At 64.6% G+C, this 13,344-nt stretch carries 13 protein-coding genes; 10 read left to right on the top strand and 3 right to left on the bottom strand.

Annotated elements, in window-relative coordinates:
• Positions 1–143: 143 nt before the first annotated feature.
• Complete coding sequence (locus BLT08_RS07025; RefSeq protein ID WP_090304328.1) at positions 144–1,355, bottom strand: DUF7544 domain-containing protein; 1,212 nt, start codon at positions 1,353–1,355, stop codon at positions 144–146.
• Positions 1,356–1,583: 228 nt separating this feature from the next.
• Here BLT08_RS07025 and BLT08_RS07020 point away from each other — a divergent pair, with 228 nt between their 5' ends.
• The 6 genes from BLT08_RS07020 to BLT08_RS06995 all read left to right on the top strand — a co-directional run bounded on the left by BLT08_RS07020 (position 1,584) and on the right by BLT08_RS06995 (position 6,725).
• Entirely contained in the window at positions 1,584–2,393 is an 810-nt protein-coding gene (locus tag BLT08_RS07020) for an RIO1 family regulatory kinase/ATPase domain-containing protein (protein WP_090304325.1), read from the top strand.
• Between the two features lie 86 nt (positions 2,394–2,479).
• Positions 2,480–2,995: an HTH domain-containing protein gene (locus BLT08_RS07015; protein WP_090304322.1), complete on the top strand. Its 516-nt coding sequence runs from the start codon at positions 2,480–2,482 to the stop codon at positions 2,993–2,995.
• A gap of 116 nt (positions 2,996–3,111) precedes the next feature.
• Entirely contained in the window at positions 3,112–3,642 is a 531-nt protein-coding gene (locus BLT08_RS07010) for a hypothetical protein (protein WP_090304319.1), read from the top strand.
• Positions 3,643–3,731: 89 nt separating this feature from the next.
• Positions 3,732–4,673: a phosphatase PAP2 family protein gene (locus tag BLT08_RS07005; protein ID WP_090304317.1), complete on the top strand. Its 942-nt coding sequence runs from the start codon at positions 3,732–3,734 to the stop codon at positions 4,671–4,673.
• Between the two features lie 117 nt (positions 4,674–4,790).
• The gene (locus tag BLT08_RS07000; protein ID WP_090304315.1) at positions 4,791–6,329 is read left to right on the top strand and encodes an aldehyde dehydrogenase family protein; all 1,539 of its coding nucleotides are present in this window, start codon (positions 4,791–4,793) and stop codon (positions 6,327–6,329) included.
• 192 nt (positions 6,330–6,521) lie between these two features.
• Positions 6,522–6,725 (top strand): hypothetical protein, encoded by a 204-nt coding sequence (locus tag BLT08_RS06995; RefSeq protein ID WP_090304313.1) that lies wholly within the window; start codon positions 6,522–6,524, stop codon positions 6,723–6,725.
• A 95-nt stretch (positions 6,726–6,820) separates the two neighbouring features.
• Here BLT08_RS06995 and BLT08_RS06990 read toward each other — a convergent pair whose 3' ends face one another.
• Entirely contained in the window at positions 6,821–7,951 is a 1,131-nt protein-coding gene (locus BLT08_RS06990; RefSeq protein WP_090304311.1) for a DUF4367 domain-containing protein, read from the bottom strand.
• 153 nt (positions 7,952–8,104) lie between these two features.
• Here BLT08_RS06990 and glmU point away from each other — a divergent pair, with 153 nt between their 5' ends.
• Positions 8,105–9,286: a bifunctional sugar-1-phosphate nucleotidylyltransferase/acetyltransferase gene (glmU, locus tag BLT08_RS06985; RefSeq protein ID WP_090304309.1), complete on the top strand. Its 1,182-nt coding sequence runs from the start codon at positions 8,105–8,107 to the stop codon at positions 9,284–9,286.
• 130 nt (positions 9,287–9,416) lie between these two features.
• Complete coding sequence (locus tag BLT08_RS06980; RefSeq protein ID WP_090304306.1) at positions 9,417–10,259, top strand: hypothetical protein; 843 nt, start codon at positions 9,417–9,419, stop codon at positions 10,257–10,259.
• Positions 10,260–10,594: 335 nt separating this feature from the next.
• Here the strand turns inward: BLT08_RS06980 and BLT08_RS06975 are convergent, their stop codons facing one another.
• A complete protein-coding gene (locus tag BLT08_RS06975) occupies positions 10,595–11,095 on the bottom strand; it encodes a hypothetical protein (RefSeq protein WP_090304304.1) in 501 nt (166 codons plus the stop codon).
• A 290-nt stretch (positions 11,096–11,385) separates the two neighbouring features.
• On the opposite strand from BLT08_RS06975, the gene BLT08_RS06970 reads away from it, so the two are divergent.
• On the top strand, positions 11,386–12,165 hold the full coding sequence (locus BLT08_RS06970; protein WP_090304302.1) for a DUF7839 domain-containing protein: 780 nt from the start codon (positions 11,386–11,388) through the stop codon (positions 12,163–12,165).
• Between the two features lie 387 nt (positions 12,166–12,552).
• Entirely contained in the window at positions 12,553–13,341 is a 789-nt protein-coding gene (locus BLT08_RS06965) for an enoyl-CoA hydratase/isomerase family protein (RefSeq protein ID WP_090304300.1), read from the top strand.
• Positions 13,342–13,344: the final 3 nt, after the last annotated feature.

The raw sequence follows: 13,344 nt of genomic DNA, 5'->3' as shown, positions 1-13,344 counted from the left end.
CGTTATTAGGTGAGCGACGGGACCGTTTTGGCTCGCTACGCACGCGTCGTCAGATACGGCGTGTCGTGATCGTGCGTTCTGCGATCCGATCACCGCGAAAATAGAACGGCAACCGCGTCAACTGCGCGGATTCGCTCGGGACGTTACCAGCCGCGGTCGTCGTCGCGATCGTCAGACCCGTTCGAGTCGTCCGTTTCGTCCGCGTCACTCCACGGATCCGACTCGTCCGTGTCGTTCCATGGGTCCGAGTCGTCATCCCACTCGCGGTCGTCGTCGCTCGTCCGACGCTCGTCGCGGTCCAATCGGTCGCGGTCGCCTCGAGCGTCACCGTCCCACGTGTCGCCTCGCTCGCCGGATTCGCCGCCGTCGGCGCGCACCGCGGCGCGCTGCTCGGGGATGAGATCGAGATCGGCGTTCGTATCGCCGAGCAACAACAGCGCGTAGTACTGGAAGTAGGTCGCGATCGGCGTCCAGACGAGCGCGACGAACAGCAGGATCGTCAGGAACGCGACGATGCCGACCAGCACCGAGAGAAATACGCCGATTTCGCCGGCGGCGAGTATCAGCAGGACGATCACGATGGCAAAGGGGATCAGCAGTGCGAGCGCTCCGAACATGATCACGAACCAGACGGCGATGGTGATCGCGAGCGAGAGGATCCAGACGAGGATCAGGTAAACCAGGTACTCCGTCCAGTTCCCTTTCAGCGTCGGCCACAACCGACGCCAGCCGCCGATGACGCCGCGATCCTCGAGCAACATGACGGGCGCGACGAACTCGTCGGTGAACCGTCGGGCGAGCGAGTAGACGAGATAGAGTCCGATGCCGTACAGCGCGTACAGTGCGACGAGAGTACCCGAGAGGGCGTCAAAGCCGCCCTGCAGCCAGATAACCGCCGCCGGTGCGCTTCCGAGGATTCCGGCGACCAACAACAGTCCGACTCTGAATAGGAACAGCCGAAGCCCGTTCCCGAAGTTCGCGCTGAAGTATCGTCTCACGTGGACCTCGGTCGTCCGGAGCGACTCGATGAAGACGAACTGCATCACGGCGCTGATGATCGCGTACAGTAGCCAGAGGAAGAGGATGATCCCGCCGACGACCAACAGTAGAACGAGGAGTTCTTCGACAGGGAACTCCTCTTCGAACTCTTCGACCTCGCCGGGCGTCTCTTCCTCGAACATCGGCTCGTCGGCGAACGTGCCGACGTCCCCGCCGGGGATCGTCGGGCCGCCCATCCCGAGCGAACTCACGAAGAAGACGACGATCGCGAGTTTGACCCACAGCCCTACACTGACCGGGGTCAGGAAGTTCCGAGTCGTCTCGAGTGCGTCGCTGAGATCGTCGATCGCATCCATATTGTCCACACATTTCATTCCGCTGTTGATAATGATACTGCTCCGCTCCCCTCGGCCGGATCGGTCTCCGGACGACCGGTTAGGCCCTGGTTGGCTGGGCCAATCATCGGACAGCCCCGGTAGTTCAATGTGGGGACGGCGGCGACCCGGTAGAGACGCCGTCGCCGGATACGTCTCGCCGGCGACAGTTCGGGACGCATTTAACACCGGAGCACCCACATCCGATATATGGATATCCGCCGGCTCGCCCGAGGAAACGTCGAGTGGGACCGCCTCGAGCGCGTGATCCGGACGCTGGCGGATCGGTACGACCGCGAGGAGGTTCGCGTGGAGTTTCTCGAGGCCGACAACTGGCTGTCGACGCCCTGCGTGATCGACGAGCGGTGGTTCGTCAAGATCGTCTCGCGACAGAACGCGCTCGTCCACGCGGTGTTGACGACGGGGCGAAACGTCGGCGCGGTCTCGGCGGGCACGGGCGGCTTTTTCGGCCGGTTCGACACGCCCCGGGAGATGGTCGAACACGAGTACGAGGCGACCGAGCGAATGCGCGAGATCGGCATCAACGCACCCCAGCCGATCGAAGCGTTCGAGGTCAACGGGCTGGGCGTACTCGTGCTCGAGTATCTGCCGGAGTTCCGATCGCTGGACGACGCGCCCGACTGGCTCGTCGCCGAGCGCGCGACGGAACTGTTCGACATGCTGGCCACCCTCCGAGATCACGGTATGGCCCACGGCGACCTGCGCGCCGAGAACATTTTGCTGTGTGAAGGCGAGTTCTACTTCATCGACGCGACCAACGTCCACGACGACCGAGTCGCCGAGACAACCGCCTACGATCTTGCCTGTGGGCTGGCCATCCTCGAGCCACGGATCGGCGCTCGAGACGCCGTGCGGGCGGCCGCGACGGTCTACGAGCCGGAAGAACTCCTCTCGGCGCGCCGATTCCTCGATTTCGTCCGCCTCCGTCCCGACCACGAGTTCGATTCGACGACGTTACGGACCGAACTCGAGGCGGCGGCGGATCTGAACCGGCGGTGAGGAACAGGGACACGATGTCGGTTTTATCTCTCCTGGCGATGGATGGATAGGTGAGCGGCGGAACGAACGCATCGCTTCTCCCACATATGACAGAATCGTCAGCGAACCCACCCTCGATCCGGGCCGTACTCTACCTCCGAAAACGGGCGTCTCCGGAGACCGTCCAGCAACTCAAGCGGATCGTCGACCGAGTACGTCGGCTCGAGACCGACGGCATCGCCGAGGTGGCGGTCGAAACCTGGACCTCAGTGACTCCCGCACTCGAGGAACTCGGCGATTCCGGCCCGTCGATATCGCTCACGGTGAACTCGTTCCGGGCGTGGGCGTCCGGCGAGGGGTACACGCTCGAGCCCTCGTTCGACCGGCGCGAAACCGGTTCGATGCTCGACGGTCGATCGGCCGTCCAGATTCGGGTTCCGATCGTCTCTCTGGCCGTCTACGAGAGCGATACTCTCCGCTGTGTTGCCCCCTGTTCGGATGGCGAGCGAACGTACTCTGTCGAACAGTGTCTCGCCGCGCTCGAAGTCGGTTTCACCGAACCGTTCGCGTTCCGAGACCGGTTCGGTCCGGTAGGCGAGGACTCGATGGAGAACGGTCACTAGCGCTCGTCCGTAGAGCAACCAACTCAGCGCCCAGTACGCAGCGATTTCGGATCCTGCGCGAGCCGCTGGCCTGTGCAGGCACTACACGTTTTGAGAAGATTACACTACTTGTGCACATGTGCTCTCGGTTTACTGACGCCGACGTCGGCAAACGGGTCGAGACGGCCGCCGGCGAGTCCATCGGGGTCGTCACGATGACCGGCGACGAGACGGCGTACGTCGAACTCGAGGGAAGCGTGACGGACTCGATCAAAGCTGCCCTCGACTGGAACGCCGATACCGACAACATCGTTCCGATCGGCGGGGCCGTCGTCCGCGAAGTGACTGCAGACGTGGTCCGACTCGAGGGCAAGAACGCGCGGACGACCGACGCAGATACCGATCCCGTCTTCGACCGCGACGAGTCCACCGGCCACGAGGGTGAGGAACGCGATCGACGAGCCGCCGGTGAACAGGGCGACGAAATTGACGACGACGAAACCGACGAGACGGCCGCTGCGGGCGAGGGCCGTTCGGGCGAGGCGATGGAGCCCGAGACGGACGAGATGACCGAATCGGGGGCTGAGCGCCACCCCGAGAGCGAAGACCGGCCGCCGGAGGGCGATCGAACGGTGACGAAAGACCGCGGAGAGAAGGAAGACCGATGAGCGAGGACTCGATCTCGAGCGCGTCGATCCGAGTGATGTCGGGCCGCGCAACAGACGACGCTCCCGATCGCTGACCGTACTCCGAACCAATGTCTCGTGGCATCGGCGAATTCGATCTCGTCCAGGAGTCGATCCCCGAGTGGGTAGCCGTCGTCATCGCCCTGCTCACCCAGTTGGGCGACGTCTGGTTTCTGGTGCTCGTTCTCACCGTGCTGTACTGGATCGACACGAGGGATCGGGACGATATCGCCGCCGTCGCGGGCGTCACGCTGGCCGGAATGGGACTGTACAAGGGGCTCAAGGAGGTGTTCGGGCTCCCGCGTCCCGAGGAACCGCTGCTCGACCCGACGCTGCTGCCGCGGCTCGTCCAGCCGCTGTACGAGGCGACGGCGACCGCCGGCGGCTACGGCTTCCCGAGCGGCCACGCGGTCAACACGACGATCGTCTATTTCGGGCTTGCGAGCGTCCTCTCGGTCGGCTCGAGACGACTCCGTTACGGCGTCGCCGCGTCGCTCGTCTCGTTGGTCTGTTTCACGCGGGTCGCACTCGGCGTCCACTACGTCGTCGACGTCGTCGTCGGGGTTGCGGTTGGACTGGCCCTCCTGTTCGTCGCTCGAGCGCTCCTCCGGCGGGAGTTCGCCGATCGGGCGACGATCACGTTCGCACTCGGCATCGGATTCAGCGCGTTCTTCCTCGTGACGAGCGATCGGACGCCGAGTGCGGTGTTCTTACTCGCCGGATCGCTGGGGGCCTTCGGTGGCTGGCAACTGGTCATGCTTGGTCGACGGCTCGCCGTCACCCCGTCGCGCTCGAGTTCGGTTCGCCCGATACTGTTACGAGGCAGCGCGGCGCTGATTGGCGCGGTTCCGCTCATCGCAGCGCTCGGAGACGGACCGTTCGTCTCGCTCTCGACCGCGGCCGGGGTTGTGGGTCTCGTCACGGCGCTCGCCCTCGTGATCCCAGTCGCTCGGCACTCGGATCGGGCACGGGAGCTGTACGGTCGCGTTCGTCATCCGAGGCGGTCGAACTGATGGCAGATCGATCCGGAGGCCGGACGGAATCGTGGGTCCCATCTCCGTTCCGACGCCAGCCCACTTTGTGTGTGAACCACAACCAGGTTTTTCACGTCGCTCGTCGTTCGGTTCGGTATGAGCCAGCAAGCCTCAGAGCAGGAGTACGGCCACTACATCGGGGGAGAGTGGACTGATGGAGATGGAGACGGAGACACGTTCGACAGTCGAAACCCGGCTACCGGCGAGACGTTGGCGACGTTCCAGCGCGGGACGGTCGGCGACGTCGACGCCGCCCTCGAGGCCGCCGAAGACGCCTTCGACGAGTGGCGGTCGCTCTCCTACATCGATCGCGCGGAGTACCTCTGGGACATCTATCACGAACTGCGCGAGCGCCACGAGGAACTCGGCGAGATCGTCACGAAGGAGTGCGGCAAGGAGATTTCGGAAGGGAAAGCCGACGTCACCGAAGCCTGGCACATGGTCGAGTGGGCCGCGGGCAACGCCCGACACCCCCACGGCGACGTCGTCCCGAGCGAAGTCGGGGCGAAAGACGCCTACATGCGCCGCAAGCCCCGCGGCGTCATCGGCTGCATCACGCCGTGGAACTTCCCGGTCGCGATCCCCTTCTGGCACATGGCTATCGCCCTCGTCGAGGGCAACACCGTCGTCTGGAAGCCCGCCGAGCAGACGCCGTGGTGCGGCCAGACTATCGCCGAGATGATGGACGACGCCGGGATTCCCGAGGGCGTCTTCAACATGGTTCAGGGCTTCGGCGACGCCGGCGCGGCGATCACGGACGACGAGCGCGTCGACACCGTCCTCTTTACCGGCTCCGCGGAGGTCGGCCACGAAATCTCGGGCAAGGTCGGCGGCGAACCCGGCAAGCTCGCGGCCTGCGAGATGGGCGGCAAGAACGGGATCATCGTCACCGAGGACGCCGATCTCGACATCGCCGTCCACTCGGCGATCATGTCGTCGTTCAAGACGACCGGCCAGCGCTGCGTCTCGAGCGAGCGGCTGATCGTCCACACTGACGTCTACGACGAGTTCAAGGAGCGATACGTCGACATCGCCGAGGATATCGCGGTCGGCGACCCGCTCGAGGATGACACGTTCATGGGGCCCGCCATCGAGGCCGACCACGTCGAGAAGATCCGCAAACACAACGAACTGGCCGAACAGGAGGGCGCGGAGGTACTGGTCGACCGGTTCGAACTCGGAGCAGAAGAGATTCCGGACGGCCACGAGGACGGCCACTGGGTTGGGCCGTTCGTCTACGAGATCGAGTACGACACCGACCTGCGCTGTCTGAAAGAGGAGTGCTTCGGCCCGCACGTCGCCCTCGTCGAGTACGAGGGAGAGATCGACCGCGCGCTCGAGATCCACAACGACACGCCGTACGGACTCGCCGGGGCGATCATCTCGGAGGATTACCGCCAACTCAACGCCTTCCGCGACCGGGCCGACCTCGGGCTCGCGTACGCGAACCTGCCGTGTATCGGCGCGGAGGTCCAGTTGCCGTTCGGCGGCGTCAAGAAGTCCGGCAACGGCTACCCGAGCGCGCGCGAAGCCATCGAGGCAGTCACCGAACGTACCGCCTGGACGCTGAACAACTCGAAAGAGATCGAGATGGCCCAGGGACTGTCGGCCGATATCACGACGAGCGAGGACTGAGCGCGGACGACTGCGACTCAGTGCTGACTCGTCGCTCGCCGTCCTCGCCCGAAACGCTCCCGTCGTCCGTTCCGAACGGAGCGACCGGGCCGCGATCAGTCGAGCACTACCGTGCGTCGGGCGCTTACGTAGCCTCTCCCTATCAGCCGTAACGGGTCAAAACCAAAGTCTCGAGGCGTGATCAGCCGACCCATGGGGATAATCGAAGGAGTCGGCGTCGCGGTAGCGATTGCGGGCGTGTTCGTCTACCTATTTCCCAGAACGGTGTTCAAACTGGCGCTCTTCGGCATGTTCGCGAAGGATCAGCTGAGCGCCTTCGGTCGGCGAGCGCTCAAAGCGATCGGCGCCTTCCTGATTTTCGAGGGCGTGTTGATCCTCTCGCTGATCACATACTGACTCCCCGAGAACTGCCACACAGCGGCTGTTTCGTCTCGCTACCGGCTGCCGGTACCGGCGCCGTGTCGTCGAAAAACGTTTTCAGGGTAGCGCGATCAGTCGACGATCGACTCGGCCACGTCGATCAGTTCGTCCGCCGTGAGTTCGCCGCTGACGGTGTAGCTGAGTCCGTCGTCTTCCCACTCGATGATCGTCCTCGTCTCGGTGGCCTCTCGGATCGTCGCGTCGACGTCGCCGATCTCGACGGGGTCGCTGTCGGGTTCGAAGACGGGATCCTGAGCCTCGTCGGCGACGCCAACGGTCAGGAACGAGCCCGCTTCGTCCGCGTACTGCAGCGTCGCGCTCCAGCCCACCATGTTCTCTCCGGCTAGGACGCTCTCGAGCGTGTACTCGGCGGGAACGTCCGGGCGGGGGAGATCGAACGGGACGTCGGCATCGGCGGCGTCAACATCAGTGTACTGCTGGGGCGTGAGTTCCTCGAGGTTCCTGATCTCGGCGTCCGCTGGCGGTTCGAACGCGAAGACCTCGTCGTCGATATCCTCGTCGAAGGCAACCTCATCGAACGCGACGGTCGTCGTCACCGACTCACCGACTGCGGGCGTGATCTCCTGTTTCACGGGGTAGTCGGTCTCCTGGTCGATCCAGAGCGTCGCCGATTCGTAGAGCGCGTCGTCGCCGTCGCCGGTGAGTTCGAGGACGTAGACGTCTCGGTCCGCGACGATATCGGTTCCCTCGACCGACGCGTTCGTACCGGTCGTGAAGGCCTCGACGAAGCCGTCGTTCAACGCCTCTTGGTCCTCCAGATCGAATTCGAACTCCATTCGGACGGCCTCGTTGTCGTCCGCGTCGTACATCCAGACCGTCGAACCGTCGGATACAATCACGTCGATGGGCTCGGGCTCGTCTGCTTCGACGATATCAGCCCGGTACTGATCCGGCCCTCGTTCCCAGACCTCCTGGGTCGTCGTGACGGTCTCCGTTCCGTCGTCCATCGTCGTCGTCTGGATCCCTTGGACGGTCTCCACGTTCGATTCGGCTTCGAGTGCGGCCTCGAGCAGCGCGTCCGCATCGGGTAGTTCCTCGTCGGGTAGTTCCTCGTCGGGCAGGTCCTCCTCGACATCGTCGTCGACGCTCGTGTCGTCGTCTCCTGATCCCACCGCGCCCAGACAGCCGGCGGTGACCAGCAGGAGGGCGACGACTACTGTCGAAACGTGTACTCGCTTCATCGCTTCTCAGTCTCACTTCAGCAATCCGACCTTATAAATCGGGAGTCGCGTTTTCTCGACCGGAACACCCGGCCGATTGCTGTCAGGAATGGAAGGAATGTCGGCTCCGGGAGGCGAATCGCTTATCCGACGGTTCGTGGAACAGCCAAACACATGAAAGCAGTCGTTCTCGCGGCGGGTCAGGGCACGCGCATTCGACCACTCTCGGATTCGGTTCCGAAACCGATGCTGCCGGTGGCGGACCGGCCGCTCGTGGCCCACACTATCGACGCCGCGGTCGACGCCGGAGCGGACGAAATCGTCCTCGTGATCGGCTACGAAGCCGACACGGTTCGGGACTACTTCGGCGCGGAGTATCGCGGCGTTCCCGTCAGCTACGCCGTTCAGACCGAACAGGCGGGGACAGCCCACGCCGTCAACACGGCCCGCGAGCACATCGAGGGTCCGTTCGCCGTCCTGAACGGCGACAACCTGTACGATCCCGCGGCGATCGATCGGCTCTTTACCGAGTGTCCGGCCATCTGTGCTATCGAAGTCGCAGAGCCACGCAACTACGGCGTCCTCAGCACCGAGGGCGACTCGGTCACCGGTATCGTCGAGAAACCCGCCGATCCACCGACGAACCTCGCCAACGCCGGGGCCTACGCCTTTCCCGAGGAGGCCAAAAAATGGCTCGAGGTCCCCGAAAGCGAGCGCGGCGAACACGAGATTACGGACGTCGTCGCTCGCGTGATCGACGAGTTCGACGTCACGCCCGTCACGCTCGAGCGCTGGCTCGACGTCGGCCGACCCTGGGAACTGCTCGAGGCCAACGAGTGGAAGATCGGCGATCTCGAGCGCCGGATCGACGGCGACGTGAGCGAGGACGCCCACCTGCAAGGCGACGTGGTCGTCGAAGACGGCGCGACGGTGAAGCCGGGCGTCGTCGTCGAGGGACCGGCGCTGATCCGTTCGGGCGCGACCGTCGGGCCCAACGCCTACGTCCGCGGGGCGACCCTGATCGACGAGGGGGCGAAAGTCGGCCACGCCGCGGAGGTGAAAAACAGCGTGCTCTCTCGAGACGCTTCGGTCAGCCATCTCTCCTACGTCGGCGACAGCATCCTCGGCCGGGACGTCAACTTCGGTGCCGGGACGAACGTCGCGAACCTCCGCCACGACGACGGGGATATCGAGTTCACCGTCAAGGGCGAGCGGGTTTCGACCGGACGGCGAAAGTTCGGCGTCGTCGCCGGTGACGGCGCGAAGACGGGGATCAACTCGAGTCTCTCACCCGGACTGAAACTCGACACCGGCGCGACGACGCTGCCCGGTGAGACGGTCGATCGCGATCGCTAACCGAACACGATACGTATCGATCGCAGAGTCTTATTCGAGCACGCGTCTCGAGAATCCACCGCCGCTCGAGCGCTGTACGGCGAGGCTACTAAAGGAGTTCCCCGGCGTACGGTCGCTTCACTTCGACTGCATGGCCCCAGCTATCGTCCACTTCCTCGTCGGTGCGTCACTCCTCCTCCTGCTGACGGCGCCGTTGGCGCTCCGATTCGAGAGCGTCCGTCGGTATCAACTGTTGCTGATCCTCGGCGGCGGGCTCTGGGGGCTCGCGCCGGACGCGTATCGCGTCGCTCCCGTCCTCGATCGCACCCTCGAGTCCCTCCACGATTCGCGGTGGGCCGACCTGTTCGCGTTCCACTATACGCTCGATCAGCCGGCGCTTACCGGGATGACGCTCGAATTAATCGTCGGATCGATACTCCTCTTTCTGGTCGCGGTCACCGTGTTTACGGCCGCGGGGAGTAGGAACGGATCCACGAGCGGGTCGCGGGGCACCCAGTTCGTCGCGGCCATCGTCTGCGTCGGGCTCGCGGCCCTGATCGCCGGGGCCGCCCTCGGCGCCGGGCTGTACGCGACGAACCGGCTCGAGTCCATCGCCACGCTGTACGGTCGCGAGAGCGCCCGCGCGGGGGCAACGCTACTGCTCGCGTGGAGCATCGTCACCGGCGCGGGCATTGCGGCGATCATCGCGCTGGCGGACGAAACCATGCGGGCGACCGATCCGGTCGCCGGGATCTCGGTCGGCATGCTGGTCGCCGTCGTGGGTTGGTTGTTCGGAATCGTCGTCGCCCTCCCGCTTTGGATGCAGCGGTTCTTCGAGCTTTCGCGGCCGTTTCCGTATCTTCACTGGCAGAGTCTGATCGGTCTACTCGTCTTCGGGTTCGTCTTCGGCTGTTGTTACTCGCTGCTTCGTCGACTTCTCAGACCGATTACCGCCGGAGAGACCGAGGTTCAGGCCTCGAGTTCGACGCAATAGCTTCGTTATCACGTCCGATCAGTACAGCTGTCGGGCCTCGTCACCGAAGACGGCGATACTGTCGTCATTTTCACCGGACGGAGCGGTGGCTCGATCGTCCGCCACCGCCAAATCGTATCGGGTTAAAGACTATCATCAACACCGATATACTACGCTACAGCGGGAACGCTGCTCGGTCGATACCGACGGCTAGCTGTGATTCCCGCATCGAAGTCGCGGTGTGGGCGCTGGGACCGCAGTGGTGTGTGATAATGGTGTGTCAACCGCAGCCCAGCCCACGTACTCTTGGCTCGAGTGGAGGGTAATTAGTCTACTGGAGATGCGTTGCCACCGGACTACACCCTCGTCTCGGTGACGAACTGTTCCGTCCGCTGTGCCGACGTGATCGTCGTCGTGATCGTGACCGTTCGGTCGTTGTTTTCGATCGCGAGAGCGCTCACGACGTCGATATCGATCCGCTGGGTCCGAGTGACGGTTTCGCCGGCCTCGAGGCGTCCGATCTCCTCGTCGGTCTCCCAGACGAGCGTTTCGCCGGCGACGACGGTGGCGGCGACCTGAACGGCAGTCGCATCGTCGGTGCCGGTGTTGGTGAGCGTCGTAGTGGCCTCGCGGCAGGTCCGGCCGCACTCGACGACCTCGACTACCTCCCCCTCGAAGGAAACGCCGCTCTCGAGGTCGGTCGCCGCCCGTTCGGTCGCATCGGCCGGACCGATGGTGTCGTCGGTCAGGGGTTCGTCGACACCGGCAGGCGGTGTGGCGGTCCAGTCGGTAGCGCCCCCCGTGAGGAGGGACAGGCTAGCGCCGGTGATCGCCGCGAGGGCTGTTCGTCGATGCATGAGTTCGTCTGCTCTCCGTCTGGAAGGGGGACCGTTGGGGATCGAAGCGCCGTCCAATGGAGGGGATCGATCGCTACTCCGTATCTCTCAGTGCGGTCGCGCTCGCATATGAACGTCGCTTGCACACCCTTCACCGGTCGGGAGTATCACATCCTTCTTCGGACGAGAGCAATCCGCCGTCAGATTCCACGTTCTCGCGGCCTCTCCCTCTTTACGGTCCGAATCAGCCCGCCGAGAGCGGATCGCCGAGACCGGGTACCTTTTTGAGGCGCTCGCCGAATTATCGACGCATGGTCGACGTCCTCGATAACAAGCGGGCCGCAACGCGGTTTCGGATCCTCGTCCAGATCGCCGAGCGCCAGCCCGCCGTCAGCCAGGGAGAGATCGCCGAGGAAGTCGGCGTGACGAGTCAGGCCGTCAGCGAGTACATCCGCGAACTCGTCGACGACGGCCTCGTCGAAAAGGAGGGTCGTTCGCGCTACCGCGTCACGCCGGAAGGCGTCGACTTGCTCTTTCGGACCGCCGACGACGTGCGCCGGTTCGCCGACCACGTCACGGGCGACGTGCTCGGGGCGATGAGCGAGGCGGCCTACATCGCGACCGACGACATCGCGGAGGGCGACACCGTCACGCTCTCGGTTCGAGACGGATTGCTCCACGCGACCCCCAACAGCGAGGGGCCGGCGACGGGCGTCGCGACGACCGACGCCGAGGCCGGCACCGACGTCGGCGTCACGAGTTTCGAGGGCGTCATGGAGCTCGAGCCGGGCTCCGTCACCGTTCTGCAGATCCCCGCGGTTCGCACCGGCGGGAGTCGCGCCGTCGACTCGGCAACGCTCTCGGAGCACTGTGCGGAGTCCGATCTCGTCGTCGCCGCCGGCGTCGAGGCCGTCGTCGCCTGCCGCCAGGCCGGCAGCGATCCGACCGTCCCGTTCGCGGCCGGCGAGGTCGCCGCCGAGGGCGCCGAACGCGGTCTCGAGGTGGCCGCGGTCGCCACCACCAACGAAGTCGGCCGGGTAACCGATACGCTTCGAGACGCGGACGTCTCCTACGAAGTGCTCGAGGGGTAGTCGATCCGCTCTAACGGGGTTTGACGAGAACGAGCGGTTTGCTGTCGCTGGCGGCAATGAGTTCCACGTCCTCCCCAGCCGATTCGCTCGCGCTAGAGGCGCTCGCTCATCCATTGGAAGACGCAAGCGTCTTCCACGCAGTCGCTCGTGGCATCCGCTCACGGGCGCGAAGCGCCCGTTCGCATGGTATGCGGGATCGGAGATCCCGCACTACTCGCGACGACCTCGCACATCTTCGAGCCGCGGTTCACCGCGGCTCAGCGCGCGCCACCGTACGTGGTCCGGTCGGTAACGCCTTTATTTGTACTGAGCGTTCGGCAAGGGGCTTCGGGTGACAGTTCCATCTCAGCAGCTACTATTACGTGACTGGCGGCTAACCGAACGGACATGGATTCCATCGGCACCGGACTCGCGGCGATCGACTGGAACGAGACGCGCGCGGACGTCTATCTCTCGCGGCCCGACAAGCGAAACGCGATGACGGTCGATCTCATGCGCGATCTGATCGAGGCCTTCGAGCGAGTCGACGCGAACGACGACGTTCGCGCGGTGACGTTGCTCGGCGAGGGGCCCGTCCTCTGTGCCGGCATGGACCTCGAGATGATGCGCAACCGAGTCGAACCCGACTCCGAGATTGATCGCGACGTCTTTCCCGAACTCCTCGAGACGATCGAAGAGACCCGTCAACCTGTCGTCGCCGGGATCAAACGCGCCGCGCCCGCGGGGGCGTTCGAACTCACGCTCCCCTGTGACTTCCGGATTATCGGCCGCGAGGCGACGTACGGATTGCTCGAGGTCAAACTCGGCACCTTTCCGCACGGCGGCGGGACCCAGCGCTTGCCGCGACTGGTGGGCCTCTCGAACGCGAAGGAGATCGTCATGACTGGCGAGTTCGTCGACCCCGAGGACGCCGCCGAGATGGGACTGGTTCACGAAGTCGTCGACGCCGACGTCGTCGACGAGCGGGCGAAGGCGTTCGCCGACGACCTCTGTGACAACGCTCCCCTCGGCCTTCGAAATGCCAAGCAAGCGCTCAATGCCGCCCTCGAGATGCCCCTCGAGAAGGGACTGACCTACGAACGGCAGTTAGGGTACGAGTTGGACGACACCGACGACTACCGCGAGGGGTTCGAGGCGCGACTCGAGGATCGAGAGCCGACGTTTCGCGGCGAGTGAGCA

Origin of the sequence: Natronorubrum texcoconense (assembly GCF_900100335.1) — an archaeon.
Classification (GTDB): domain Archaea; phylum Halobacteriota; class Halobacteria; order Halobacteriales; family Natrialbaceae; genus Natronorubrum; species Natronorubrum texcoconense.
The sequence above is the reverse complement of the archived record's forward strand: the minus strand, read 5'-3'. Positions and strand labels throughout refer to the sequence as shown.